Annotated in this window: 25 protein-coding genes and 1 tRNA gene; 11 read left to right on the top strand and 15 right to left on the bottom strand. The window is 72.1% G+C overall.

Annotated elements, in window-relative coordinates:
• The first annotated feature begins 63 nt into the window (after positions 1-63).
• Positions 64-1020 (top strand): D-2-hydroxyacid dehydrogenase family protein, encoded by a 957-nt coding sequence (locus ACFQ2V_RS08585; RefSeq protein ID WP_386052253.1) that lies wholly within the window; start codon positions 64-66, stop codon positions 1018-1020.
• Between the two features lie 9 nt (positions 1021-1029).
• Here the strand turns inward: ACFQ2V_RS08585 and ACFQ2V_RS08580 are convergent, their stop codons facing one another.
• Complete coding sequence (locus ACFQ2V_RS08580; RefSeq protein WP_386052252.1) at positions 1030-2172, bottom strand: PucR family transcriptional regulator; 1143 nt, start codon at positions 2170-2172, stop codon at positions 1030-1032.
• A gap of 147 nt (positions 2173-2319) precedes the next feature.
• Between ACFQ2V_RS08580 and ACFQ2V_RS08575 the strand changes: the two genes are divergently transcribed.
• From ACFQ2V_RS08575 to ACFQ2V_RS08565, 3 genes are read left to right on the top strand one after another with little or no spacing between them, the layout of a single operon-like run.
• Positions 2320-3387, top strand: coding sequence for a ferredoxin reductase (locus tag ACFQ2V_RS08575; protein WP_386052251.1), 1068 nt, complete (start codon positions 2320-2322; stop codon positions 3385-3387).
• A gap of 12 nt (positions 3388-3399) precedes the next feature.
• Positions 3400-4671 (top strand): fatty acid desaturase family protein, encoded by a 1272-nt coding sequence (locus ACFQ2V_RS08570; protein WP_386052250.1) that lies wholly within the window; start codon positions 3400-3402, stop codon positions 4669-4671.
• Positions 4661-5362 carry an HAD family hydrolase gene (locus ACFQ2V_RS08565; RefSeq protein ID WP_386052249.1) on the top strand — a complete coding sequence of 234 codons (702 nt, stop codon included), beginning with the start codon at positions 4661-4663 and terminating at the stop codon, positions 5360-5362. The genes ACFQ2V_RS08570 and ACFQ2V_RS08565 overlap by 11 nt, the downstream gene beginning before the upstream one ends.
• 572 nt (positions 5363-5934) lie before the next feature.
• Here the strand turns inward: ACFQ2V_RS08565 and ACFQ2V_RS08560 are convergent.
• Positions 5935-7371, bottom strand: coding sequence for a GuaB1 family IMP dehydrogenase-related protein (locus ACFQ2V_RS08560; RefSeq protein WP_386052365.1), 1437 nt, complete (start codon positions 7369-7371; stop codon positions 5935-5937).
• A gap of 183 nt (positions 7372-7554) precedes the next feature.
• On the opposite strand from ACFQ2V_RS08560, the gene ACFQ2V_RS08555 reads away from it, so the two are divergent.
• A complete protein-coding gene (locus ACFQ2V_RS08555; RefSeq protein WP_386052248.1) occupies positions 7555-9705 on the top strand; it encodes an MMPL family transporter in 2151 nt (716 codons plus the stop codon).
• Between the two features lie 124 nt (positions 9706-9829).
• Entirely contained in the window at positions 9830-10351 is a 522-nt protein-coding gene (locus ACFQ2V_RS08550; RefSeq protein WP_386052247.1) for a hypothetical protein, read from the top strand.
• A gap of 97 nt (positions 10352-10448) precedes the next feature.
• Here ACFQ2V_RS08550 and ACFQ2V_RS08545 read toward each other — a convergent pair whose 3' ends face one another.
• Positions 10449-11015, bottom strand: coding sequence for a YceI family protein (locus ACFQ2V_RS08545; protein ID WP_386052246.1), 567 nt, complete (start codon positions 11013-11015; stop codon positions 10449-10451).
• 256 nt (positions 11016-11271) lie between these two features.
• Here ACFQ2V_RS08545 and ACFQ2V_RS08540 point away from each other — a divergent pair.
• Positions 11272-11345: transfer RNA gene (locus ACFQ2V_RS08540), tRNA-Phe, on the top strand.
• A gap of 136 nt (positions 11346-11481) precedes the next feature.
• Here the strand turns inward: ACFQ2V_RS08540 and ACFQ2V_RS08535 are convergent.
• Positions 11482-11766: a tyrosine-type recombinase/integrase gene (locus ACFQ2V_RS08535; RefSeq protein WP_386052245.1), complete on the bottom strand. Its 285-nt coding sequence runs from the start codon at positions 11764-11766 to the stop codon at positions 11482-11484.
• Positions 11754-12032, bottom strand: coding sequence for a DUF6221 family protein (locus ACFQ2V_RS08530; RefSeq protein WP_386052244.1), 279 nt, complete (start codon positions 12030-12032; stop codon positions 11754-11756). The genes ACFQ2V_RS08535 and ACFQ2V_RS08530 overlap by 13 nt, the downstream gene beginning before the upstream one ends.
• A 202-nt stretch (positions 12033-12234) precedes the next feature.
• On the opposite strand from ACFQ2V_RS08530, the gene ACFQ2V_RS08525 reads away from it, so the two are divergent.
• Positions 12235-12396 carry a hypothetical protein gene (locus ACFQ2V_RS08525; RefSeq protein ID WP_386052243.1) on the top strand — a complete coding sequence of 54 codons (162 nt, stop codon included), beginning with the start codon at positions 12235-12237 and terminating at the stop codon, positions 12394-12396.
• A 382-nt stretch (positions 12397-12778) separates the two neighbouring features.
• Here ACFQ2V_RS08525 and ACFQ2V_RS08520 read toward each other — a convergent pair whose 3' ends face one another.
• The 4 genes from ACFQ2V_RS08520 to ACFQ2V_RS08505 form a co-directional block, all read right to left on the bottom strand.
• Positions 12779-13078 (bottom strand): ANTAR domain-containing protein, encoded by a 300-nt coding sequence (locus tag ACFQ2V_RS08520; protein WP_386052242.1) that lies wholly within the window; start codon positions 13076-13078, stop codon positions 12779-12781.
• Positions 13079-13212: 134 nt separating this feature from the next.
• On the bottom strand, positions 13213-13767 hold the full coding sequence (locus tag ACFQ2V_RS08515) for a hypothetical protein (RefSeq protein ID WP_386052370.1): 555 nt from the start codon (positions 13765-13767) through the stop codon (positions 13213-13215).
• A 193-nt stretch (positions 13768-13960) separates the two neighbouring features.
• The gene (locus ACFQ2V_RS08510) at positions 13961-15454 is read right to left on the bottom strand and encodes an alkaline phosphatase (protein WP_386052241.1); all 1494 of its coding nucleotides are present in this window, start codon (positions 15452-15454) and stop codon (positions 13961-13963) included.
• A 125-nt stretch (positions 15455-15579) separates the two neighbouring features.
• Positions 15580-16134, bottom strand: coding sequence for a hypothetical protein (locus ACFQ2V_RS08505; RefSeq protein WP_386052240.1), 555 nt, complete (start codon positions 16132-16134; stop codon positions 15580-15582).
• 120 nt (positions 16135-16254) lie between these two features.
• Here ACFQ2V_RS08505 and ACFQ2V_RS08500 point away from each other — a divergent pair, with 120 nt between their 5' ends.
• A complete protein-coding gene (locus ACFQ2V_RS08500; RefSeq protein ID WP_386052239.1) occupies positions 16255-17031 on the top strand; it encodes an endonuclease/exonuclease/phosphatase family protein in 777 nt (258 codons plus the stop codon).
• Between the two features lie 34 nt (positions 17032-17065).
• Here the strand turns inward: ACFQ2V_RS08500 and ACFQ2V_RS08495 are convergent, their stop codons facing one another.
• The 6 genes from ACFQ2V_RS08495 to ACFQ2V_RS08470 all read right to left on the bottom strand — a co-directional run bounded on the left by ACFQ2V_RS08495 (position 17066) and on the right by ACFQ2V_RS08470 (position 22082).
• Complete coding sequence (locus ACFQ2V_RS08495) at positions 17066-17797, bottom strand: GTP cyclohydrolase II (protein WP_386052238.1); 732 nt, start codon at positions 17795-17797, stop codon at positions 17066-17068.
• Positions 17790-18509 (bottom strand): RibD family protein, encoded by a 720-nt coding sequence (locus ACFQ2V_RS08490; RefSeq protein ID WP_386052237.1) that lies wholly within the window; start codon positions 18507-18509, stop codon positions 17790-17792. The genes ACFQ2V_RS08495 and ACFQ2V_RS08490 overlap by 8 nt, the downstream gene beginning before the upstream one ends.
• Positions 18502-19524, bottom strand: coding sequence for a lysylphosphatidylglycerol synthase transmembrane domain-containing protein (locus ACFQ2V_RS08485; protein ID WP_386052236.1), 1023 nt, complete (start codon positions 19522-19524; stop codon positions 18502-18504). Before ACFQ2V_RS08485 ends, ACFQ2V_RS08490 begins: the two co-directional genes overlap by 8 nt.
• Positions 19525-19597: 73 nt before the next feature.
• Positions 19598-20647 (bottom strand): glycosyltransferase family 4 protein, encoded by a 1050-nt coding sequence (locus ACFQ2V_RS08480; protein WP_386052235.1) that lies wholly within the window; start codon positions 20645-20647, stop codon positions 19598-19600.
• Positions 20644-21042 (bottom strand): 6-pyruvoyl trahydropterin synthase family protein, encoded by a 399-nt coding sequence (locus ACFQ2V_RS08475; protein WP_386052234.1) that lies wholly within the window; start codon positions 21040-21042, stop codon positions 20644-20646. The genes ACFQ2V_RS08480 and ACFQ2V_RS08475 overlap by 4 nt, the downstream gene beginning before the upstream one ends.
• Before the next feature lie 47 nt (positions 21043-21089).
• Positions 21090-22082 carry a zinc-dependent alcohol dehydrogenase gene (locus tag ACFQ2V_RS08470; RefSeq protein ID WP_386052233.1) on the bottom strand — a complete coding sequence of 331 codons (993 nt, stop codon included), beginning with the start codon at positions 22080-22082 and terminating at the stop codon, positions 21090-21092.
• Positions 22083-22165: 83 nt separating this feature from the next.
• Between ACFQ2V_RS08470 and ACFQ2V_RS08465 the strand changes: the two genes are divergently transcribed.
• Positions 22166-22960, top strand: coding sequence for a CDP-alcohol phosphatidyltransferase family protein (locus tag ACFQ2V_RS08465; protein WP_386052232.1), 795 nt, complete (start codon positions 22166-22168; stop codon positions 22958-22960).
• Complete coding sequence (locus ACFQ2V_RS08460; RefSeq protein ID WP_386052231.1) at positions 22957-24600, top strand: CDP-alcohol phosphatidyltransferase; 1644 nt, start codon at positions 22957-22959, stop codon at positions 24598-24600. Before ACFQ2V_RS08465 ends, ACFQ2V_RS08460 begins: the two co-directional genes overlap by 4 nt.
• Positions 24601-24735: the final 135 nt, after the last annotated feature.

Genomic DNA, 24735 nt, shown 5'->3' with positions numbered 1-24735 from the left:
GTCCGCGCCGACGCCGCCCCCGGGGCCGCCCGTCCCTGCGCCGGGCCCGCCTAAGCTGGGCGCGTGCGGATTGCGGTGCTCGACGACTACCAGGGCGTGGCCCTGACGAGTGCCGACTGGTCGCCCGTCACCGACCACCCGACGAACCCGTGCACGGTCGACGTCTTCGGCGACCACGTGAGCGAGCCCGAGGCGCTCTCCTCGAGGCTCGAGCCCTACGACGTCGTTGTCGTCATGCGCGAGCGCACGCCGCTCCCCCGCTCGGTCCTGACCGCCCTGCCGCGGCTGCGGCTCGTCGTCACCACCGGGAGGCGCAACCCGAGCATCGACACGGCCGCCGCGGCCGAGGCGGGCATCACCGTGTGCGGCACCGAGAGCCTCGCCACCGCTCCCGCCGAGCTGACCTGGGCCCTCGTCCTGGGCCTGGCCCGGCACCTCGTCCCAGAGGCAGGGGCCGTGCGCGACGGCGGCTGGCAGACGACCGTCGGGCGCGACCTCGCCGGGCACACGCTGGGGCTGCTCGGCCTGGGCCGTATCGGCAGCCAGGTGGCCGCCGTCGGCCGGGCGTTCGGCATGGACGTCGTGGCGTGGAGTCGCAACCTCACGCCCGAGCGCGCCGGCGCCGCGGGGGCCCGCGCCGCCACCCTCGACGAGCTGCTCTCGTCCTCCGACGTCGTCTCGGTCCACCTGCCGCTCGCCGACGAGACCCGAGGCCTGCTCGGTGAGCAGGAGCTGGCCCGCATGCGTGCCGACGCACTGCTGGTCAACACCTCGCGCGGCCCGATCGTCGACGAGGTGGCCCTGCTCGCCGCCCTCGACCGCGGCCACCTGGGCGGCGTCGGCCTCGACGTCTTCGACGAGGAGCCGCTGCCCGCCGGCCACCCACTCCGCACAGCCCCGCGCACCCTCCTCACGCCGCACCTCGGCTACGTCACGCGTGACGTCTTCGCGACGTTCTTCACGGGCGTCGTCGAGAACGTGACGGCATACCTCGACGGGGCCCCGATCCGCCTGCTCTGACAGCAACCGTCAGCGGTGGCCGGCGCGGAGCACCAGCTCGAGCTCGAACCGCACCTCGGGGTCCTCGAGCGCGTCGCCGAAGAGCTCCTTGAGCTGCGCCACGCGGTAGCCCACGGTCTGCTGGTGCACGAACAGCTCGTCGGCGATCGGGGCGCGCTGGCCCTGGTGGCGCAGCCAGGCCAGCAGCGTCTCGGTGAGGCGCTCGCGCACGGCCGGGCGCAGCCCGTCGAGCGGCGCAAGGCGCGTGCGGGCGAGGTCCGCAGTGGCGAGGGGCTCGGCCTGCACGACGAGCTCGGCGAGGTGGTCCTCCACCCAGACGGGGGCGGTGTCACCGTGCGGCTGCTCGGGGCCGGGTGCGACGCCGTGGGCTCCCGCTGCCGTCGCGAGATGGAGCGACTCGCTCGCCTGCTGCCACGGGCGGGCGGGCCCGACGATCGCGCGACGACCCCGCAGCGCCCGCTCCAGGTCGCGCCGCCGCGGCTTTCGGCTGACGAACGGGAAGACGATGACGACGTCGGTGCCACGCTCGGCCACCAGACCGTCGGGACCGAGCGCCGCGCGGAGCCCGTCGACGTGAGGGAACGGCACGAGCGCCACGACGACGACCTCGGGGAGGGTCCAGCCGACGGCCGCCGCGAGACGGGCCACACCGCCGTCGCTGGAGTCGCCTCGCAGGATCATCTCGAGCAGCTCGCCCCGCAGCCGCAGCTGCTCGCCGGCGCGCTCGGACTGCTCCTGCGCATACCCCTGGGCACTCGCGGCGGACAGCTCGTCGATGTAGGCGAAGAGCGACTCGCCGAGCGCGAGAAGCGTCTCCGGCGGCAGCCGCGAGACGTCGATCGTGCGCGAGATCGCCCGGAAGGTGACGCGAGCTCCGTATCGGTAGGCCGCGAGCAGCGACTCGAGACTCCGGCCCGAGCGGACCTCGCCCCTCCCGAGCCGCTCGTAGACCCACTTGCCGTCCTCGGAGAGGGCCGGGAGGCGGGTGCCGGGCAGGTCGAGGAAGCGGTTGAGCGCTACCGTGACGCCCTGCCGGACGCCCTGGCCGAAGCGGCCCTCCATCGGCATCGCGTAGACCGGGACGTCACGGGGTATTCCCTCGATGATGGCCTCGACGATGTCGCCGACGACCGGCCTCAGAACCGCGCTCACTTCGGCGGGGAGAGACAACCACGGCGGGTCAGACGTGTCCTGCGCCACTCCATCCACCGGCCTTTTGTCGCGAGACGACAGTTTCTTGTCTCAAACCCTACGCGCAGCCGCAAGATATCGGCACCCTCGGGACGGGAGAATTGGTACATGGCCCAGATCAGAGCTCTTCGGCGTATGGCGTCGCTCCTGACGACCCCGCTCGCGCCCGAGGACATCCTCGGTCTGGTCAACCCCCTGTCCTCCTCACGGCAGCTGCGCGGAGTCGTCACCAAGGTGACCCGTGAGACGCCGGAGTCGACGACGATCCACTTCCGCCCGGGCCGCGGCTGGAACCCCCACGCCGCGGGTCAGTGGGCCCGCATCGGCGTCGAGATCGACGGCGTGCGCCAGTGGCGCAGCTACTCGCTGTCGGCCGCCGTGGGCCACGACCCGGCCATCACCGTCACCGCGATCGGGTTCGTCTCGACCGTCCTGGCCCGCGACACCAAGGTCGGCGACATCCTCTTCCTCGACACCCCGCAGGGCGACTTCGTGCTGCCCGAGCACCCTCGACCGCTGCTCATGCTCACGGCCGGCAGCGGCCTCACGCCGGTCATGTCGATGATCCGCACGCTGGTCCCCCGCCGCCCCGACGCCGACGTCGTGCTCGTCCACTCGGCCCGCACCCGCGAGGACGCCCTCTTCCACGACGAGCTGCTCGAGCTCGCAGACCAGTTCCCGGGACTCCGGGTCAAGCACTGGTACACCCGCGAGGAGGGCGGCCGCCGCCTCGACCTCTCCAGCTCGGCCGACCTCGAGACGCTGTGTCCCGACTGGCGCGAGCGGGCGGCATACGCCTGCGGTCCCACCGACTTCCTCGACGCCGCCACCGAGCTGTGGCGGCACGACGGCGACGACACCCACGAGAACCTCACCATCGAGCGCTTCGCCCCCGTGCTCCTCGAGGGCGCCGGTGGCGAGGGTGGCCTCGTCACCTTCGAGAAGTCCGACAAGGAGGTCGAGGTGGGGGGCGACGTGCCCCTCCTCGAGGCCGGTGAGGAGTGCGGCGTCGTCATGCCCAGCGGCTGCCGCATGGGCATCTGCCGCAGCTGCCTCACACCGCTCGTGGCCGGCAAGGTGCGCGACCTGCGCACCGGCGAGGTCCACGGCGACGAGGGCGAGCTCATCCAGACCTGCGTCAACGCGGCCGCCGGACCCGTCCACCTGGACATCTGAGAAGGGAACACCATGACCGCCACCACGAACCGACCGAGCACGGGGCCCACCGGCGCCCGTCCCCCCGTCGAGAGCCCGGCCACGACGATCCGGCCCAAGAAGCCGATCCTCGCGCCGTCCGGCGGGCCCACCAAGCGTCCCGCTGCCGCGGCACACCTCTCCGACTCCGACGTGGAGCGCCTCGGCCAGGAGCTCGACGCCGTGCGCGACCGCATCATCGCCTCGCGCGGGGCCAAGGACGCCGCCTACATCCGTCGCGTCATCCGCGTCCAGCGCACGCTCGAAGTCGCCGGGCGCGCCACGCTGCTCCTGTCGAAGAAGAAGACGGCGCTCGTCGCCGGCACCGCGATGCTCAGCGTCGCCAAGATCCTCGAGAACATGGAGATCGGCCACAACGTGCTCCACGGCCAGTGGGACTGGATGCGTGACCCCGACATCCACTCGACCACGTGGGAGTGGGACTTCGTCACCCCGGCCGCCGCTTGGAAGCACACGCACAACGACCTGCACCACACGTGGACCAACGTGCTGGGCAAGGACAAGGACGTCGGCTACTCCACGCTCCGCATGGCGGACGACCAGCCATGGCGTCCGTTCAACATCCTCAACCCCGCCATCAACGGCATCCTCGCGCCCTTCTTCGAGTGGGGCATCGCGATCTACGACCTCGAGCTCGAGGCGGTGCAGAACGGGGAGAAGTCGAAGGATGACCTCAAGAAGGACCTCAAGGCCTTGGGCCGCAAGGTCGTTCGCCAGTTCACCAAGGACTACGTGGCGACGCCGCTCGCCGCTGCACCGTTCGGCTCGGCAAAGCACGCCCTCATCGGCACCTTCACCGCCAACGCCGTCCGGAACGTCTGGGCACACTCGGTCATCTTCTGCGGGCACTTCCCCGACGGCGTCGACACCTTCACCGAGGACGAGATCGAGGGCGAGACCCGGGGCGACTGGTACATCCGCCAGATGCTGGGGTCCGCCAACATCTCGGGGTCGAAGCTCATGCACCTCATGACCGGCAACCTCAGCCACCAGATCGAGCACCACTGCTTCCCAGACCTGCCGAGCAACCGCTACCACGAGGTCGCCGTCGAGGTGCGCGAGATCTGCCAGCGGTACGGCCTGCCCTACACGACGGGCCCGCTGCCCAGGCAGGTCTACCAGGCGTGGGCCAAGGTCTTCCGCCTCGCCCTGCCACCGCGCCCCAAGGCTCTGCCCAAGAACGTGCTCAACGCGCCGGTCCCCCCGCGCCGCGCCTCCCTGCCGATGGTGGCCAGTGTCGGGTGAGGCGGGGGCACGACCCACGCCGACGGCCGCCTTCTTCGACCTCGACCGCACCCTGATCCGGGGGTCGGCGAACTACCCACTGGCCATCGCGGCGTTCCGCGGTGGCCACGTGCCGTGGCGCGACCTCGTCAAGGACACCCTCAACGCGATCTCCTTCCACCGCAAGGGATCCACCGACGCCGGCTCGGAGGCGCTGCGCGAGCGCATCCTCCGTGCGGTCGCCGGCATCCGGCAGTCCGACATCATCCACCTCACCGACGCGATCGTCCCCGGCATCGTGCGCAAGGCCATCCCGGCCTCGATGACGCTGCTGTCCGACGCGCGCGCGCTGGGCCACGACCGCATCGTGGTGTCGGCCTCACCCATCGAGCTCGTGAGCCGCATCGCAACGGCGCTCGGGCTCGAGGGCGCGGTCGCCACTCGCAGCGAGCTCGACGACGAGGGCCGCTACACGGGGCACCTGACGGGCGAGTTCTGCTACGGCGCAGGCAAGGTCATCGAGATCGAGAAGCTGGCGGCCGAGCGCGGCTACGACCTGTCGAGGTGCGCCGCCTACAGCGACTCGATCAGCGACCTGCCCATGATGGAGCGGGTCGGCACCGCCGTCGCCGTCAACCCCGACCGCGAGCTGCGCGAGCTGGCCCGCGAGCGCGGATGGCGCGTCGTCGAGGTCGGCCGCAAGCGCCACTGACCTGCGGGCGTATGCCGTCTCGGCCTGGGCCTTCATGGACTGCGGCATGGCCCTGCACCCGGTGTGGTGATCACCCCACCGGCCGGCGGACCATCAGCCGGGCGACCCACCTGCCCCCCGAGCAGCGTCCGGTCCCGTCGGTCGAGGGGTCGGGGTGGTTCGTGTACGCCCCGACGGGAGGGCCACCGTCGCCCCGCGCAGACACGTCCTCGACCAGGACCACCACCCTGCCGTGCCGCTGCGAAGCTGGCGACCGAGCTCGAGGCCATGACCCCGGAGCGGATCGTCGCCTATGAGGCACAGTTCGTGGCCCAGATGGCCCGGGCGACGACGAGCAGATCGCGACCGCCGAGCTGCTGGAGTTCGCTGCGGTTGAGGCGTGGCAGGCCAGGACGGGACGCGACCCGTACGCCGAGGGCAGCGGTGCGCCCGAGGGCGGGGAGGTCTACGACGAGCCCACCGGGACGCCGGTGGACCGGTCTCAGCTCGCGTCGCGCTACCCGCGGCGCACGGCGGCATACGTCGGGGGCGACCCGTCGAACGGTCCCGCCCCGGTCAGGAGGCGCTGAAGCTCACCAGGAGGTGTGGAGGGGGCGGCCCTCGGCGAAGCCGGCCGTGCTCTGGAGGCCGACGACCGCGCGCTCGTGGAACTCCTCGAGGCTGCGCGCGCCGGCATACGTGCAGCTGCTGCGCAGGCCCGCCACGATCTGGTCGATGACGTCCTCGACGGACGGACGGGCCGGGTCGATGTACATGCGCGCCGTGCTGATGCCCTCCTCGAAGAGCGACTTGCGGGCGCGGTCGTAGTCGGAGTCGGTGGCCGTGCGGTTGCGGACCGCTCGTGAGCTGGCCATGCCGAACGACTCCTTGTACTGCCGGCCGTCGTTGTCGGTGTAGAGGTCACCGGGCGACTCGAGAGTGCCGGCGAACCACGAGCCGATCATCACGTTCGAGGCGCCGGCCGCCAGCGCGAGCGCGACGTCACGGGGGTGGCGCACGCCGCCGTCGGCCCAGACGTTCTTTCCGAGCTGCCTTGCGGCCGTGGAACATTCGAGCACGGCAGAGAACTGCGGGCGACCGACCGCGGTCATCATCCGGGTCGTGCACATGGCGCCGGGGCCCACGCCGACCTTGACGATGTCGGCTCCGGCCTCGATGAGGTCACGGGTGCCGGCGGCCGAGACCACGTTGCCGGCGACGACCGGGACGCCCGGGTCGAGGGCACGGACCGCGCGCAGCGCGTCGATCATCTTGTCCTGGTGGCCGTGCGCCGTGTCGATGACGAGGACGTCGGCGCCTGCGGCGAGGACCTCGCCGGCCTTGGCGGCGACGTCGCCGTTGATGCCGACGGCGGCCGCGACCCGCAGGCGGCCCTGCGCGTCGACAGCCGGCTGGTAGAGGCCGGCCCGCACCGCGCCGCCACGGGTGAGGATGCCGACGAGCTCACCGTGCTCGGAGACGACCGGCGCCAGCTTGCGCCGCGCTGCCGAGAGCCGCTCGAACGCCTCCTGCGGGTCGATGCTGTCGGGCAGCACGACCATGTCCTCGTGCATGACGTCGTGGACCTGCGTGTAGCGGTCGACGCCGGTGAGGTCCTTCTCGGTGACGATGCCCACCGGCTTCGGGCCGTCGACGACGACTGCGGCCCCGTGGGCGCGCTTGCCGATGAGCACGAGGGCCTCGCCCGCCGTCATGTGCCGCTCGAGGGTGATCGCCGTGTCGTGCACGAGGTCACGCCGCTTGACCCATCCGACGACCTCGCGCACGACGTCGACCGGGATGTCCTGCGGGATGACCGCGAGGGCGCCGCGGCGGGCCACCGTCTCGGCCATGCGACGGCCGGCGATGGCGGTCATGTTGGCGACGACGAGCGGGATGGTCGTGCCCGAACCGTCGACGGACGACAGGTCGACGTCGAGACGGCTCGTCACCGACGAGCGGCTCGGCACCATGAAGACGTCGTCGTAGGTGAGGTCGAGCTGGGGCTGGAGACCGTTGAGGAACTGCACGAGGAACCATGGTAGGCGGCACACGACCGTCGCGGGTTCACGTCCACCCATCAGGGTCTGCCCGGAGCCAACCCTGAGGCAGTCCCGATTCCGCCCGCAACCCCTGTGCGCGACCGCCCGACGGTCCTAGCGTGGATGCGGGCCGCTGGCGTGCGACCCCACTCCGGCAGAGGGGCAGTCACCATGGAAGACAACAAGACCGGCGAGATCGGACACTTCGCGAGGATCCCGTCGACGCGGGTCTCCAAGTGGCTCGTCGTGGGCTTCTGGGTCCTCGCCCTGGGCCTGATGTTCGGCCCGGCGTCCAAGCTCCCCGACGCGCTGAACAACGAGGCCGCCTCGTGGCTGCCCGAGGACGCGCAGTCGACCCGGGTCGTTGCCCAGATCGCCGACTTCCAGAGCAAGAACGAGTTCCCCGCCGTCGTCGTCTACGAACGGCCGGCGGGCATCACCCCCGCCGATCTCGCGGCGGTCTCCGCCCAGGTCGCGCGGTTCAACGCCATCGACACGGTCGAACGCGACGCGATCGGCCCGATCCCGTCCGCCGACGAGCAGGCCCTGCAGGTCATCGTGCCGGTCGATGCCGGCGAGGCCGGTTGGGACTCGCTCGGGGCCACGGTCACGAAGATGCGTGACGCGGCGAAGGACACACCGACCGGCCTCTCGATGCACATCACCGGCCCGGTCGGCTACGCCGCCGACTCGTCGGAGGCGTTCTCCGGCATCGACGGCAAGCTGCTCTACAGCGCCATGGCGGTCGTCATCGCCATCCTGCTGGTCACCTACCGCAGCCCGGTGCTGTGGCTCGTGCCGGTCCTCTCGGCCGGTACGGCGCTCTTCGTGGCCCAAGGCGCCATCTACTTCCTCGCCGACGGTGAGGCGCTGACGGTCAACGCGCAGAGCTCGGGCATCCTCACCGTCATCGTCTTCGGCGCCGGCACCGACTACGCCCTCCTCCTCGTCGCGCGCTACCGCGAGGAGCTGCGTCGCCACGAGGACCGCCACGAGGCGATGGCCGTCGCGCTGCACCGCGCCGGGCCCGCGATCATCGCCTCCGGCGCCACCGTCATCGCCGGCATGCTGTGCCTGCTCTTCGCGACGATGAGCTCGACGAAGGGGCTCGGGCCGGTCGCCGCCATCGGCATCGCCGTCGCCCTGCTCGTCATGCTGACCCTGCTGCCCGCCATGCTCGTCGTGCTCGGCCGCTGGGTCTTCTGGCCGGTGCGCCCGACGTTCGGCTCGGTCGACCACACGCGGGACGGCGTCTGGGCCCGGATCGGCGCCCGCATCGCGCGCGTCCCCCGGCGGACCTGGGTCGTGACGTCCCTGCTGCTGGTGGTCGCCTCGGTCGGGGTGCTGCAGCTGAACGCAGTCGGGCTCTCCAACAAGGACTCGTACTACACGGCGCCTCCGTCGGTCGTCGGCGAGCAGAGCGCGGCCAGGCACTTCCCCGCGGGAGCGGGATCCCCGGTACTCGTCCTGGCCGACGAGGCGAAGGCCGGGGCCGTCATGACCGCCGTCAAGGGCGTCGAGGGCGTCGACGCCGTGGCGCCGGCGGTGTCGAGGAACGGCCGGTCGCTCATCCAGGCGACCCTGGCCGACGCACCCGACTCCGACGCCGCGACGGCAGCCCTGGACCGCATCCGTGACGCCATCGGCACCGTGCCGGGTGCGAACGCCATCGCCGGCGGAGACACCGCGACCCGCGCCGACACGCTTCGGGCCAGCGCCGACGACAACGTCCGGATCATCCCGGTCATCCTCGGGGTGGTGCTGCTCATCCTCATCCTGCTGCTGCGGGCGGTCACGGCGCCGCTGGTCCTCATCGGAACCGTCGTCCTGTCGTTCGGTGCCGCAATCGGCCTGTCCGCGTTGGTGTTCCGGCACATCCTGGGCTTCGCCGGAGCGGACGCGTCGCTGCCACTGTTCGTCTTCGTCTTCCTCGTCGCGCTCGGCATCGACTACAACATCTTCCTCATGACCCGGGTCCACGAGGAGGCGAAGCAGGTGGGCACTCGGCGCGGCGCCCTCATCGGTCTCGCCGCCACCGGAGGCGTCATCACCTCTGCCGGCCTCGTCCTGGCCGGCACGTTCGCCGTGCTCGCGACGATGCCGGTCGTCGCCTTCGCCGAGATCGGTTTCGCCGTCGCGCTCGGCGTGCTGCTCGACACCCTGGTCGTGCGGTCGGTGCTCGTGACGGCCCTCAACCTCGACATCGGCGGGCGCATGTGGTGGCCCAGCAGGCTCGCCCGCGACGACCACGCCCTCGGTGACCGCGCCGGCTCCGTCGACCGCGCGCCCGAGTCCGAGCCGGAGCTGGCGCGCACCAGCTGACGCCGACGCCCACCGACGACCGAGGACGTATGCCGCCGGGCCGAGCCGGGCGGCATACGTCCGCTGCGCTCTGCCCCGGGCGTAACCCGTTGACCCCGTCTCGTAATGGAGTAATCCTGATTACATGATTACGAACGAAGCACTGGAACGGGTGCGCGGCTGGTTCGTCGGCCGCCTGCCCGAGGAGTGGCGCTCGACGCCACCGGAGATCACCGTCGACCGAGAGGAGATCACCGTCGTCCTGACGATCGGCGACGTCGACCTGCCCGACGGGTCGAGCGACGCAGAGCGCGACGAGGCGCGCGCCGGCCGCACCAAGGCCTTCCGCGAGGACACGCGCGGTCGCCGCATCGAGATCGCGCGCGAGGCCGAGCACCGCTTCGACCGCAAGGTGTCCTGGGCGGTGCGCGTCGGCGACCGCACCGAGCTGTTCACACACGTGGCCGCGCCCGCGATGACGCGCCTGCGCCAGCCGGAGCGGCTCGTCCTCGACACGCTCGTGGACGCCGGCGTCGCCCGGTCCCGGGCCGAGGCGCTCGCCTGGTGCGTCAAGCTCGTCGGCCAGCACGAGAGCGACTGGCTCGACGAGCTGCGCGAGGCGATGTCGCACGTCGCCGACGTGCGCACCAAGGGACCCGGCGCCTGACCGAGGCCCAGCGGGGGCTTCCGGTGGTTCGAGATGGTTCGAGGTGGTTCGAGGTGATCCGTCGCGGTCGAGCGCGACCCGTCACCTCGAACCGGTGTCAGCCCTGGTTGTCGTTGTGGCGCTTGACCGCCGAGATCTCGAACTCGAGCGAGATCTTCTCGGAGACGAGAACGCCGCCGGCGTCGAGCGGCATGTTCCACTCGAGCCCGAAGTCGCGACGGTTGATGCGGCGCGAGCCCTCGAATCCGGCACGCAGTGCGCCGAAGGCGTCGGTCTGCACACCCATGAGCTCGAGCGGGATCGAGACCGGCTTGGTGATGTCGCGGATCGTGAGGCGACCGGCCACCAGGTAGGCGTTCTCCTCGATCTCCTCGATCTGCGTGCTCTCGAAGTGGATGTCGGGCCACTTCTCCACGTCGAAGAAGTCGGCGCTGCGCAGGTGGTCGTCGCGCTGTTGGTTGCGCGTGTCGACGCTGGCGGCCTTGAGCGTCACCTCGGCGTAGGACTTGGACATGTCGTCGAGGTCGGCGTAGAAGCGACCGGTCACGTCGTTGAACGAGCCGCGGACGGTCGTGACCATGGCGTGGCGCGCGGAGAAACCGATGCGGGTGTGGGCCGGGTCGAAGTCCCAGTCACCGCTCAGCGCGGATGCGTTGTCGGTCATGGTCTCTCCCGTGGAACGAAGGATGGGTCGCGGCATGCTCTCACGACCCACGGTAATTGAATCTTTCATGATCGCGGACACCACTGGCAAACCGGCTCGTCGTCGGCTCACCTGAGACGCTCATCCCCCGACCGGCGACCCTGTCCATACCCCCTCGCGCGTCCCTCGCCGACGCACTCCCCCGCCACGAGGATGGCCGCGCCGGGCGGTTTGCGAGATGGGGTGAGGGGTCGGCTATAGTTCGTCACGTTGTCCCGGCCAGGTAGCTCAGTTGGTACGAGCGTCCGACTGAAAATCGGAAGGTCGGCGGTTCGACCCCGCCCCTGGCCACAACACCCGAAGCCGCAGGTTCAGAGCACTCTGACCTGCGGCTTCGTCATTCCAGGAGTCACACGCACGGTTGACCCGGGCGGCAGCCGCTATGTCTCCAACGGCTCGTTGATAGCGATGTTGATAGCAATCTGCATCAGGCGAGCCTTTCCCCGAGCAGCTGCAGAGCCTTCCGCTTCTCGTCCAGCGAAGTGTGCGCGTAGATCGTCATCGTCACGTCGATCATCGCGCTGTGACCGACGATCTCCTGGACGATGTGCGGCGCGACCCCTTCGGTCAGCAGGAGCGTCACGCACGTGTGCCTGAGGTCGTGGCACGGTGCGCCTCGATCGTGGCACGTCGGGTTGCCCGGGTGTGGCCGCCGCGGCACTGGTTCGGCGCCCGACGCCTGGGGCCGGTGCCTCAGGCTCAGATGCGCCATTCCGGCTGGTAGTCCGGGTGGTCGGCATACGGCAGGGCAAGCGCCCGGAGCACGAAGGTCAGGCGGGTGACCTCCCCCTCGGGTCCGACCTTCACCTCGTAGCTCGACACCGCGTCGACGAACTCGGCCGCGATCCGCCGCTTGGCCTCGCATTCGGCGACCAGCCGGGAGGGGTCGACTTCCAGCACGCGTCGGTTGACGTCCATCGCCCAGGCCACCCCGGAGGTCAGGCTGCCCGGATCGCCGTACAGCCAGCTCCTCGTCATCCGTGGCGCGGGCCAGCACGAACTCGCTGAGACCCCTCATCCGTCCTCACCTCCGCAGGAGCGACGCCGGCCTGCGCGACGGCAGCCACGCCAGGAGCAGCCGTGGACCTGCTCATCACTCGTGGCTGATCCCTTCAGGGCCTGGACGTACCTACTCACGGTCCGCCTGACGTGCAGGGACGTCAAGGCCAGAACGGTGGAGGTGAGGAGGACCTCTGAGCGCGTGGCCGAGCGGGGGCAGGGTGCCGGCGCCGCGTACGAGGTGGGGCGCGGGCTGAGCTGTGCGGACGTCGGCAAGCTCATGGCGTCGGCCGAGGCCGACGGGCTGTCGGCGCTCCACGTCGTCGGACAAGCGGTCGGGTGACCTCACGAACGCGAGACAGTACGAACGCGCCACCGCCCGGGACCACGTTGCTGAGCTCTCCGGGCCCTGGCGCCATCTCGGCAGGTACCCGTCCGATGGAAGTTCTCGCCCGGTTCGCTCGTGCTGCAACGCTCGAGACCGGGCTCGACGTGGCCTCCGGCCGCCCCTTGGAGGGGGCGGCCGGAGGCTCTGGCACCGACGGGGGGGTTCGGTGCCGTGGACCCGCCGAGGGGGACGTGCGACGGGCCGGTGGATCAATCGTCGCAACAGGCTGAGCGTAGCGGCCTGGATTCCGGCACCCAATCTGAGGGGTGGGGGCCGGACGATGGGACTAGGACTGCCCGCTCGAGGTGCACCCGCGTCGAGGGCCTGCCAGCATCCCTCAGCGCGCGGACTGGCTCGCGGCTGTCGGCAGGCACCCCAGCTCGATGACGTCGAGGGCGACGGCGCTCAGCTTCCGGTTCTGGTTCTGGCTGGCCGTGCGCAGCATCTCGAAGGCCGCGTCCCGGCCCACCTTGTGCATGGCCATGAGGACCCCCATGGCCGCCCCGATGTCGCGGCTGTGCACGAGCGCCGTCTCGAGGTGGTGGACCTTCTGCTGCGACCGCTCCAGGGCGTGCCGCAGCTGGTCCAGCTCGTCCTGGTCGGGGCTGATGAGTACGAGAGCAGAACTTCGTCCCATGACTGCGCCTTCGGGGTTGAGGAGCGGGCGACGGCACGTGTCTGGACCCCGGATGCTCCAACACCCCATCGTATTCGGGATCGGCTGCGCGCAGGGCCTAGCGATTGACGCGGTCGACGCGAGCCCGGCGGGGCCTACTCGTTGACGAGGACCGGCACACCGACCGCAGCCGACACCGCCCTGCCCCGGAGCGCCTTCGGCACCGCGATGCTCACGGCCTCGAGCTCGCTGGGCGGGCCTGCGTGTTCGTGCCGGGGGGCGCTCTCGTCGTTGTGGTACTCGAAACGTGCCGTGCCGATCAGCACGCCCCGGGTGTCGTAGAAGCCGGCGAGCGCCCCGAACTCGAGCACGTCGCTGACGTCGGTCGTGATCGTGGCCGTCGCGCTCACGGACCTGCCGTCGAAGCGCAGCCCGGTCATGGTGAAGCGGTCGTCGAAGGGGCCGGGCGCCTGGACGGCGCTGCCCGGCCGCGGGTGCAGCATCGACAGCGACGCCAGCTGGGGTTCGCCCGTCGCCGGGACGTTGCCCGGGAGCGAGACCCGCGCCACGGCGGATGCCGGGGCGGCTACGGACTCAGAGGAGCCCGTGCCGGAGTCGGTGTTCGACCCGGCCACGAGCCGGGTGACTCCCCACGCCGCCGAGAAGACGGCGACGACGAGGAGGGCGGTGATGACGGTCGAGCGCTTCATGTGGTGCGTCCTTGCTGTTCACGCGGCGTCGGCTGTTCGCGTGTGCCGACGGCTGGTGCCTGGTTGCGGGGGCACTGGGTCCGGCTGGGTGGTCGGTGACGACCCGCGGTGGGCCACGCGGCATACGTCCGCACGGCCCACCCGGGTGTCTTCAGGTCATGTCGTCAGCGGGTGACGACATGACCCGCAGGTGTCACTTGAGGCGCAGCGCGCCGGTGACGACGTCGAACAGGTCGGTGTTGTCGATCTCCCCGCCGAGCTGCGTCGACCCCGGCCCGTACGCGAACAACGGCACGTCGGCGCCGGTGTGGTTGCCCGACAGGTAGGTCAGCCAGAGGCCGGCCTCCGGGGAGCCGTCCTTCACGTCCGCAGGGTCGTCCTTGGTGCGGAAGGTCGCCGGCGCGAAGTTCTTCGGGTCGGCCGAGCCGGCGCCGTTGACGATGCCCGTCGAACGGGTCGCGTCCTTGACGTTGCCCGAGCTGCGCAGCGGCGTCGAGCTGTTCGCCGTGTTGCCGCCGTCGACGTTCGTGGGCGGCGCCGCGGCCTCGGCGTTGGTGAAGGTGCCCTTCTCGATGATGTTGAAGCCGGCGCACTCGTGGTCCGCCGTGACGATGACGAGCGTGTGACCGTCGCGCTTGGCGAAGTCGGTGGCGGCCTTCACGGCGTCGTCGAAGGCCTTGACCTCATCGAGCGTCTGCGCCGCGTCGTTGGCGTGCGAGCGCTTGTCGATGAGTGCGCCCTCGACCTGGAGGTAGAAGCCCTTGCCGGACTGGGCCTTGCCGTCGAGCAGGTCGATGGCCTTGGTGGTCAGCTCGCGAAGCGAGGGCTCCGCGGCCTGCGGGGCGCTTGGGTTCTCGCGCTTGAACTTCTCGATGGTCAGGTTGCCCTTGTTGAACAGGCCGAAGACCTTGCTGCCGCTGGCACCCTGCAGGTCGGAGCGGGTCGCGACGGTCTGGCTCGCGGGCGAGCCGAGCACCGAGTAGCCCTGCGCCTTGAGCGCGCCCTCGTCGGAGGCGTCGAACCGCGAGAGCCCGCCACCGAGGAGGACGTCGGCCGTGCCGTTGCGCGCGATCTGGTCGGCGATCGGCGTCACGCGGATGTCGCTCGTCGGGAGCGGCTGGCCGGTGATCGCCAGGTCCTGGCACGAGCTCGCGCTGTAGTTCGGGCCCTGGCAGCCGCGCGCGAGGGCGTGGCTGACCTGGCCGGCCGGTGTGGCGTCGGTGATCTCGGCGGTGGAGACGTTGCCGGTGGCGTAGCCCGCGGACTTCGCGAGCTCCATGGCGGTCGGGACGACCTTGCCCTTCGCGTCGACGCCGAGTGCGGCGTTGTAGGTCTTGACCCCGGACGCCCAGGCGGTCGCCGCCGAGGCCGAGTCGGTGACGTAGTTGGGGTGGAAGTCCGCCTCGCCCGGCTGACCCGAGTTCTTCTCGACGGAGTACGTCGCGTTCTGGCCGACGACCGGCAACTGCTCCATGTTGAGCTTGCCGTGGGCGCCGTAGTAACGCAGTCGCGCCGCGTCGACGTGGGTGCGGCCCATGCCGTCACCCAGCAGGTAGATCACGTTCTTGACCCGGCCGTCGTCGGCGCCCTGTGCGCCTGCCGCGGGAGCCGCCATCGCGCTCGCCGCCCCTGCGACCGCGGCGAGGGCCGCAAGGGCCGCGCCGGTCGCCTTGATCCTGGTTCGCATCTGAGCTGTTCCTCACTCATGTGTCGTCGGACGCCATCCGGCGCCGAGTCGGACGCTAGGGCCGACACCATGCGGTGAGATCGACTCACAGATTGCCGACGGGTGAACGGTTGCCGTCGAGCAGCTCAGCTCCGGAGAATGCCCAGTCGGTCGAGCAGGAACAGCACCATCGCGGCGAAGTCGTTGTCGGCGGTCTCGCACGCGACGCGTTCCCAGTCGACCTGCTCGCGCAGCGCCCGGAGGACGGGCAGCACCTTGGCGACGTCGCAGTAGTGCTCGTCGAGCGCGTTCAGCTTGTGCACGACGAGCTCGGTCGCCTCGAGCACCGGCATCTCGACGGACAGGACGTCCATGACCGAGGCGCGCTCGACCTCCGCGCGGTGCGCCGCCCCACCGACCGGCCCGTGGATGATGTCGACCATCGCGCCGTTGCAGTAGACCTTGAAGAGCCAGTCCTCCGGCGGCTGGACGACGTCGAGGTCCTGCCCGGCCAGGTACTGCGCCACGTGGTCGGCGTCCTCGTCGGCGACGAGGAAGTCGACGTCGTGGTCCGGCTCGGGGCCGCCACGCGCCCAGGCGGCGTAGCCGCCCATGAGCGCGAAGGGCACGCCCGCACCCTTGAGCGCCACGGCGACCGTCTTGAGCGCCTCACGCAGGTCCGGCTCGTCGTCGACTCCCATGCCCAAGGCATACCCGACCTGCCCGACCTACGACGCCCCTCGCGTATGCCGTGCGCCGGGCACGTGGGGGGTGCCAGGCGCGCACGTGCGCAGGCGGCGTGCGTCGGGTAGGGCCACGACATGAGAGTGGCGACGTTCAACATCCTCAACGGACGCGTGCCGACCGACCAGCACGTCGACCTCGACGGGTTCCGGTCGGCGATCCGCCACCTCGACGTCGACGTCCTGGCCCTCCAGGAGGTCGACCACAACCAGCACCGCTCCGACCACGCCGACCTCACGGCGATCGCTGCCGAGGCGATGGGTGCCCCGGAGCACCGGTTCGTGGCGGCGCTGTCGGGCAGCCCGGGGGCCACGTGGATCGCGGCGACGGGTGAGGAGCATCCCGACGCGGCGGCCTACGGCATCGCGCTGCTCTCGCGCTTCCCCGTGCGCGGCTGGCGGGTGGTGCGACTCGCCCCGGTGCCCGTCCGGGTGCCGATGAAGTTCCGGGGGCGCCTGCGGCCGGAGCTCGTGCGCGACGAGCCGCGGGTCGCGGTCGTCGCCGACGTCGAGACGCAGGCCGGGGTCGTGACGGTGGTGAACACCCACCTGTCGTTCATCGACTGGTGGAACGGCCGCCAGCTGCGCCGCCTCATGGCCGACGTGGCCGACGACGGGCAGCCCCTGGTGCTGATGGGCGACCTCAACATGGGCCCTGCCCGCGCCACACGCATCACCGGGTTGCGGGCTGCCGCGTCGGAGCCGACGTTCCCGGTCGACGACCCGCAGCAGCAGATCGACCACGTGCTGGTGCGCGGGGCGGTGCGGGCCGCCGCTTCGGCCGCGGTGCGGCTCCCCGTGTCGGACCACCGGGCGCTCACCGTCGAGCTCAACGTCATGCGCGAACCGGCCTGACACCGTGTGGAACCCACCCGTCGTAAGGATGCGATCAGGCAGTGCCGCGCCGCCTGTCGCGCCCCACACCGAGGTCGCGGTCGATGTCCGGCCCGAGGTCGACCCCGAGGTCTGCGGCGAGGTCTGCGCCGAGGTCGATGGTGTGCGCGCCGTACCGGACCTTCGTCGAGAGGTAATGGGCGTTGGCGTCGGACAGGTGGACGCCCGTGCGCACGCGGCGGGCGACGGTGATCCCGAGGCTGCGCAGCTGCTCCGCCTTGTCGGGGTTGTTGCTCAGCAACGCGACCCGGCTCACGCCGAGCGCACCGAGCATCTGGGCCGCGACGGTGTAGTCACGCTCGTCGGCGCCGTAGCCGAGAGCCACGTTGGCCTCGTACGTGTCGAGGCCGGTGTCCTGCAGGACGTACGCGTCGAGCTTGGCGTAGAGACCGATGCCGCGGCCCTCCTGCCGCAGGTAGAGCAGGAACCCGCCCGTGGATGCGAGCCGCTCGACGGACTCACGCAGCTGCGGGCCGCAGTCGCAGCGTCGGCTGCCGAACACGTCTCCGGTCAGGCACTCGCTGTGCAGTCGGGTGAGGGTCGCTGCGGCGAGGGTCGAGCCCTGCTCCACGGTGGCGGCACGGTCGCCCAGCCCCAGCGCGACGTGCTCGAGGCCGTCGACGAGCCCGTCGAAGGTGAAGACCCGAGCCGTCGTCGTGTAGCCGTCGCCGAAGGTCAGCGGAACGAGCACCTGGGTGCGGATCGAGGCCGCGGCCGCCTCAGCCATCTCGCCCCCCGACGGGTGCGCCGTCCGCGTCGAAGCGCGGCGACAACGCGTACCTCAGCAGCACGACGTCACCGATCTGGCGCACCTCGGCGAGCGTCGCCCGCCGGTCGGCGTTCCAGGGGAAGCGCCCGTCGCCGACGAAGCGGCAGGCCGACGAGTCGCCGACGAAGAACGGCGCGACGACGAGCTGAAGCTCGTCCGCCAGGCCGGCCGTGAGCAGCTGTGTGTGCAGGGTGCCTCCGCCCTCGACCATGAGCCGGCGCACGCCGCGCTCGCCGAGGTCGTCGCACACCCGGCTCATCGTGACGGGACGGCCGGCGTCGACGACGGCGGCGGCCGAGCCGAGACGGCCCCGCGCAGTGCTGACGGCGTCGCTCGGGCAGTAGACGATCTTGTCGGCGCCGTCGGCGGCGAAGAAGCTCGCCTCACGGTCGAGCTCGGCCCGCCGGGTCACCGTCACCTTGGTGGGCGACGGGGCCAGGCCCTTGGCGACGCGTGCGGCACGCCGGTCGGCGGACCGCACGAGCAGTCGCGGGTTGTCCTTGCGGATGGTGCCGGCCCCGACGAGGATCGCGTCGCTCGCGGCCCTTTCGCCGTCGACCCGGTCGAAGTCCGCCTCGTTGGACAGCACGAGTCGGGTCGTGGTCCCCGAGCCGAGGTAGCCGTCGAGCGACATGCCGCAGCTGAGCAGGGTGTAGGGCCGGTCAGCCACGGGCGGCTCCTTCGACATCAGCCTCGACGTCAGCTTCGAGATCCACGACAGGTTCGGCGGGCGCGACGCAGCGGTCGGGACTCCCCCCGCGCCGGGTGGTGCGGTGGGACACGAACAGCAACGCCGCCCCGGGGAGGCTGGCCACGAGCACCAGCACCCCGTACACCACTGCCGTACCCATTCCGGCGGTCGTGCCCAGACCGGCGGCACCGAACAGCCACGCGGCGGCCCCCTCGCGGGGGCCCCAGCCGGCCACGTTGAGAGGCAGCCCCATCGCGACGAGCACGAGCAGGGCGAGCGGCAGCAGGCTGGGTGAGGGCGCCGTGACGCCGGCGGTACGAGCGGCGACGACGAAGGTCGCCACGTGACCGGCGACGACGAGCACGGACGCGGCGACGACACCCGGCCACGTCCGACGGCTCAGCACGCCGACACGGAGGTCGGCAGCGACCAGCCGGACGAGGCGACGTGCGCGCCCTCGACCGCGGGAGAGGAGCAGCGCCGTGACGGCACCGACGACGGCCACGGCGGCGACGACCGCGACGGCACTCGTGCCCGCGCTCACGGGCGCCCGCGCACCCGGGCGGAACACCCACGGCACCAGCACGAGCGCCCCGACGGCGAGGACGGCGAGGACGGCCTGCCCGGCCGCGCGCTCCCAGACGACGGCCCGGAGGCCACGACCGAGGTCACCGGCGGCCCGCCCATGGCGCACGCCGCGGCGCACGTCTCCCACGACGCCACCGGGCAGCGTCACGTTGAGGAACTGCGACCGGTAGGACTCCGCCACGGCGGAGCGCAGCGACAGGTCGGCGCCCAGGCCCCTGGCCACCAGCACCCACCGCCACGCCCCGCACACCGTCGTCAGCGCCGCGAATGCCGCCGCCAGTGCGAGCGCCGACCCGTCGATGCCGCGGAGGGCGTCGACGACCGCGCCCGAGCCGAACCTCCAGAAGGCGACCGCGAGGAACACCACGCCACCGAGCGGTCGCAGCAGGTGCCGGCTCGTCTGCATGGTCCACCGGCCTCTCCGTGACGACTCCCGCTGCGGCTCTCCCTCGGGACGACGTCGATCGGCGACGGCGGGTTCAGTCACGGCTGACCCCCTCCAGCACGCGCGCGACGTCGGCGACCGTCCTCGACCACGGCCTCAGCGTCGCACGACGTCTCGCCGCGCGAGCCCGCAACCGGGATCGGAGGTCGCCGTCACCGAGCCAGGCCCGCAGGGCGGCAGCCAGCGGCCCCGCCCCGCCCGGCGGCACGAGCAGGCCCGGCACGTCGGGTGCGTCGCCCAGTGCCTCGGGCACGCCGCCGACGTGCGTGGCGAGGACGGGCAGCCCCCGGGCCAGCGCCTCGGTCACGACCATCCCGTACGTCTCGACGCGCGAGGGGACGACGACGAGGTCGGCGGCGGCATACGCCCGGTCCAGGGCCTGCGGCGCGAGCGGCCCGACGAGGCCCACCCGGTCGCCGATGCCGGCGGCGGCGACCCGCCGCCGCACGTCGGCGACGTGCTCGGGGGCGACGTCGAGGGCTCCCGCGAGGACAGCCCGCCACGGCAGGTCGGCCACCTGGCCGAGCGCGTCGGCGAGATCTGTCTGGCCCTTGAGCGGTGACACGGCACCGACGCAGAGCAGCGAGCCGCCGGTCGGCGTGCCCGGCGCGAGCGGCGCGTCGTCGACCCCCGGGTGGGCGACGTGGACCGTGTCGTCACCGAGCGCGTACGCGTCGAGCAGCAGTCTTCGGGTCCACTGGCTCGTCGAGACGACCGCCGCGGCCGACGCGAGCACCCGTCCCTCCTCGGGCCCCGCTGCGGCGTCCTCGGCCACGAGCGGCAGGTGGACGAGCACGACGAGGCGCACCCGCGCCGCCTCGTGGACGAGAACGTCGGCAGAGCACGACGCGACGAGGCCGTCGACGAGCAGGACCGAGCCCGTGGGGACCTCGGCCACCACGGATGCCAGGCCCGCCAGCGCCGTCGCGTCCGGGTGCGGCCACTCGCCGGCGACAGGGTGCTCGTGGACCGTCCACCCGGCGACCCGCAGCCCGTCGAGCACACGCCGGTCGTACGCATTGCCCCCGCTCGGTCGGGTGGCGTCGTCGATGCCGTCGGGAACGACCGCGTGGACGTGCGTCACACGTCGCGCTCGTAGGTGGCCCACGCGACGTGCGACTCGTGGAGCGTGACCGCGAGGCCGGTCACCTGGTGTGTGGCAGCGCCGAGCCGGCCCGCGCGCACCCGCTCGCAGACGCGGTCGGCGACCGTGCGCGCCAGCACCTCGGTCGACGTGTTCACGCCCGCGAACGCCGGGTCGTCGTCGAGGTTGCGGTAGGTGAGCTCACCGACAACCTCGTGGACGTGCTGGGTCGCGAGCCCGATGTCGACGAGGATGTCGTCGTCGTCCAGCCGGGGTCCCTTGAAGGTCACGTCGACGACGAACGTCGCACCGTGCAGCTGCTGGGCCGGCCCGAAGACCTCGCCGCGGAAGCTGTGGGCGACCATCATGTGGTCCCGGACGGTGACACTGAACAACGGGCTCCCCGATCAGTAGGTGGATGGGTCGGTGGTGCTCGGACGGGTCAGTCGGAGCAGGGGTACGCGATGGTGTGGCAGATGGCGGGCAGGCTGCCGTCGGCGAGGCGCGGCAGCACGTCGGGCAGCTCAGCGAACGACGACTCCCCGGTGAGCAGCACGTCGAAGGCGGGGTCGCGGAGGAGGTCGAGCGCGAGCGCCAGCCGCTGGGCATACGTGTACCGCGAGCGCCTCGCTGCCGCAACGGAACCCACCTGACTGGCGCGGATGCCGAGTCGCGACGAGTGGAACGACCCGCCGAGGGCGAGCTCGACCCGGGAGTCGCCGTACCAGCTGAGCTCGAGCACCGTCGCCTCCGGCGCGAGCAGCTCGAGCGAGAGCTGCAGGCCCGCGCCCGTCGCGCTCGTGTGGACGACGAGGTCGCGGCCGCGGTCGTCCCTCTCGACGTCGTCGGGTCGGGCGAAGCCGACCCCGAGTCCGGCCGCGACCTGGGCCCGCGACCCGTCCACGTCGACGAGCGTGACCTCGGTGCCGGGGACGCGCGCGAGCAGCCGGGCGACGCAGCAGCCGACCATGCCGGCCCCGACGACGGCGACGCGGTCACCGACGAGCGGTGCCGCGTCCCAGAGCGCGTTGACGGCCGTCTCGACGGTGCCCGCGAGCACCGCCCGCCGGGGCGGCACGTCGTCGGGCACGACGACCACCGCCTCCGCCGGCACGACGTATGCCGTCTGGTGCGGGTGCAGGCTGAACACGGTGCGCCCGACCAGACCGGGCGGCCCCTGCTCGACGACGCCGACGCTGAGGTAGCCGTACTTGACCGGCCCCGGGAAGTCGCCCTCCTGGTGCGGCGCCCGCATCACGGCGTACTGGTCGGCGGGCACGTCACCGCGGAAGACGAGGGTCTCGGTGCCCCGGCTGACCCCGGAGTGCAGGGTGCGCACGAGCACGTCGTCGGGACCCACGACCGGCAGGCTGACGGGACGGAGCTCGCCCCTGCCGGGCTCGGCGACCCAAAAGGCCTGCGCGACGCTGGACACGCGTCCAGACTAGAGCGAACCCTGAACTCCATCGGCGGCCACGTCGTCCTTGGTAGGAAACCCTTTCGATGAGGTGGAGGCGCGTGCGTCAGCTGATCCCCCCCAGCCCGGCCATCGGGTTCGTCGGCGTGCTGGGCCTGCTCACCGGGCTGCACGACGTCGTCGGGCTGGGTCCGCGAGGGTGGCTGGCCGGTCTCGCGAGCGGCGTCGTCCTCGCGGCCGCCCTGGCCTACGGCCTCCTGCGCCTCGCACGGCACTCGCTGCTGCCCGCCGACCGCGTCACGCTCACCAGGGCCGTCCTCGCCTGCGGTGTGGCTGCGCTCGTGGCCGACACCGCCGGCCGTCCGACCGGCCTTGCCGTGCTGGTCGCCGTCTCGGCGGTCGCGTTGGTGCTCGACGCGGTCGACGGCTGGGTCGCGCGCCGCACCCGAACGGCCAGCCCCATGGGCGCCCGTTTCGACATGGAGACCGACGCCTTCCTCATCCTCGTGCTCAGCGTGCAGGTCGCGCGGGACCTCGGGTGGTGGGTGCTCGGCATCGGCGCTGCCCGCTACGTCCTCCTCGCGGTCGGCGTGGCGGGACGGTGGGCGCCGTGGCTGCGCGGGCAGGTGCCTGCGCGTCGCTGGCGCAAGGCGGTGGCGGCGTACCAGGGGATCGCCCTGACCCTGGCCGCCGCGGACGTGCTCGCCGCACCGGTGGTGACGGCCGTCGTCGCAGCCGGGCTCGGGCTGCTGCTCGTCTCGTTCGGCACCGAGGTGGTCGCGCTCCGTCGGCAGGCCGCGCGTGGCGTCGGCGGCGTCGCCGGCGTCGCCGGCGTCGGCGCGCCCGTTCCCCACCCGGTCCCGCTCGACCCGACCGTGGCCCGGGCGGTCCGGTGACCGTCACCGGTCCACGCGCCCGTACGCGTCGGGCCGCCGGGCACGTCGCCACCGCGCTCGCCCTGGTGGTGCTCTGGGTCGCGCTCGTGGCTCCCGTCCCCGCCATCGGCTGGAGCACCACACCCCTCGCCCTCCTGCGGATCCCGCTCGAGGGCGTCGTGCTCGTCGCGGCCCTTCTCGTGCTCCGCGGGGGCGTACGGCGGTGGCTGGCCCTCGTCGTCGGCGTCGTCCTCGGCGCCATGCTCGCCATCCGGGTGCTCGACGCCGTCTTCGTAGCCGCCCTCTACCGGCAGTTCAACGCGCTCACCGACTGGCGCTACGTCGGGTCGGCGCACGACCTCGTCGGCGACTCGTTGGGGTCGACGGCTGCGGTGTTCGTCGTGACAGCGGCCGGGCTGCTGCTGCTCGGCCTGCTCGTCGTCACTCCGTGGGCCGTCCTCCGCGTCGGTCGGCTCGTCGGTCGCCACCGCACCGCAGCCTGGCGGGCCGTGCTCGCCGGGGCGGTCGCGTGGGCCGTCTGTGCCCCGCTCGGCGTCAGCGTCGGCCCCGACCTGCCCGTCGCGTCGGCGACCACCGCCGCCCTCACCGCCCACGAGGTGACGACGGTCCGCGACGCGGCCGCCGACCGCGCTGCCTTCGCCACCCAGATCCCGGTCGACGCCTTCGCCGACACCCGGCCCGACCGGCTCCTCACCGCCCTGCGCGGCAAGGACGTCGTCGTCGTCTTCGTCGAGAGCTACGGGAGGGTGGCGGTCGAGCAGAGCCCCGACGTCGCTCGGGCCCTGTCCACCGGCACGAGCAGCCTACGGACGGGCGGGTGGTCGACGCGCAGCGCGTGGCTCACGTCGCCGACCTTCGGCGGCATCAGCTGGCTCGCCCACTCGACCCTCCAGTCCGGGCTCTGGGTGAGCAGCCAGCAGCGCTACGACCAGCTGCTTGACACGCGGCGCCTCACCCTCGCCCGGGCCTTCTCGCAGGCCGGCTGGCGCACCGTGGACGTGGTGCCCGCCAACCACCGCGACTGGCCCGAGGGCAGGGCCTTCTACGGCTACGACCGCGTCTACGACGCCCGCACCCTCGGCTACGCCGGACCCGGCTACGGCTACGCGCCGATGCCCGACCAGTACACGCTGTCGGCCTTCGACCGGCTCGAGCTCGCCCCCAGCGACCGGCCACCGCTCATGGCCGAGGTCGACCTGGTCACCAGCCACGTGCCGTGGGCACCCCTGCCGCGCCTCGTCGACTGGTCCGCCCTCGGCGACGGCTCGGTCTTCCTCGCCGACGCCGGGAAGGCACCCACGCGCGACGTCGTGTGGCGCAGCACCGACCGGATCCGGACGGCATACGGACAGACCGTCGCGTACTCCCTCGACAGCGTCGTGTCGTTCCTGACGGGGACGAAGGACCGCGACCTCGTGGTGGTCGTGCTCGGCGACCACCAGCCCGTCAGCGTCGTGTCCGGCGAGAACGCGAGCCACGACGTCCCCGTCAGCATCGTCACCCGCGACAAGGCCGTCCTCGAGCGCATCCGCACCTGGGGGTGGCAGGACGGGCTGCGGCCGGCGACGAACGCGCCCGTCTGGCCGATGGACCGCTTCCGCGACCGGTTCCTCACGGCCTACGGCCCGGGCGGCGGCTGAAGCGCGGGGCGGCTGAAGGGCGGGGCGGCGCGGGGCTCTGGTGAACCGTCGCCTCCCACTGGTCGTCTCCGTGTGCGAGTCCGACACCACGGCGCCAACCGGACGCCGCGGGTGGCTCTGACGACGGGAGTGACC

Source organism: Terrabacter terrigena (genome assembly GCF_042676085.1).
Classification (GTDB): domain Bacteria; phylum Actinomycetota; class Actinomycetes; order Actinomycetales; family Dermatophilaceae; genus Terrabacter; species Terrabacter terrigena.
Note: the sequence above shows the minus strand (reverse complement) of the source record. Positions and strands in the feature narration are given on the sequence as shown.

What these genes read in the sequence shown, in the direction of transcription:
- ACFQ2V_RS08575 (WP_386052251.1), top strand. Translation starts at nt 2,320, where the DNA reads ATGGCCCAGATCAGAGCTCTTCGGCGTATGGCGTCGCTCCTGACGACC.
- ACFQ2V_RS08570 (WP_386052250.1), top strand. Translation starts at nt 3,400, where the DNA reads ATGACCGCCACCACGAACCGACCGAGCACGGGGCCCACCGGCGCCCGT.
- ACFQ2V_RS08555 (WP_386052248.1), top strand. Translation starts at nt 7,555, where the DNA reads ATGGAAGACAACAAGACCGGCGAGATCGGACACTTCGCGAGGATCCCG.
- ACFQ2V_RS08550 (WP_386052247.1), top strand. Translation starts at nt 9,830, where the DNA reads ATGATTACGAACGAAGCACTGGAACGGGTGCGCGGCTGGTTCGTCGGC.
- ACFQ2V_RS08545 (WP_386052246.1), bottom strand. Translation starts at nt 11,015, where the DNA reads ATGACCGACAACGCATCCGCGCTGAGCGGTGACTGGGACTTCGACCCG.
- ACFQ2V_RS08535 (WP_386052245.1), bottom strand. Translation starts at nt 11,766, where the DNA reads ATGGCGCATCTGAGCCTGAGGCACCGGCCCCAGGCGTCGGGCGCCGAA.
- ACFQ2V_RS08530 (WP_386052244.1), bottom strand. Translation starts at nt 12,032, where the DNA reads ATGACGAGGAGCTGGCTGTACGGCGATCCGGGCAGCCTGACCTCCGGG.
- ACFQ2V_RS08520 (WP_386052242.1), bottom strand. Translation starts at nt 13,078, where the DNA reads ATGGGACGAAGTTCTGCTCTCGTACTCATCAGCCCCGACCAGGACGAG.
- ACFQ2V_RS08515 (WP_386052370.1), bottom strand. Translation starts at nt 13,767, where the DNA reads ATGAAGCGCTCGACCGTCATCACCGCCCTCCTCGTCGTCGCCGTCTTC.
- ACFQ2V_RS08510 (WP_386052241.1), bottom strand. Translation starts at nt 15,454, where the DNA reads ATGCGAACCAGGATCAAGGCGACCGGCGCGGCCCTTGCGGCCCTCGCC.
- ACFQ2V_RS08505 (WP_386052240.1), bottom strand. Translation starts at nt 16,134, where the DNA reads ATGGGAGTCGACGACGAGCCGGACCTGCGTGAGGCGCTCAAGACGGTC.
- ACFQ2V_RS08500 (WP_386052239.1), top strand. Translation starts at nt 16,255, where the DNA reads ATGAGAGTGGCGACGTTCAACATCCTCAACGGACGCGTGCCGACCGAC.
- ACFQ2V_RS08495 (WP_386052238.1), bottom strand. Translation starts at nt 17,797, where the DNA reads ATGGCTGAGGCGGCCGCGGCCTCGATCCGCACCCAGGTGCTCGTTCCG.
- ACFQ2V_RS08485 (WP_386052236.1), bottom strand. Translation starts at nt 19,524, where the DNA reads ATGCAGACGAGCCGGCACCTGCTGCGACCGCTCGGTGGCGTGGTGTTC.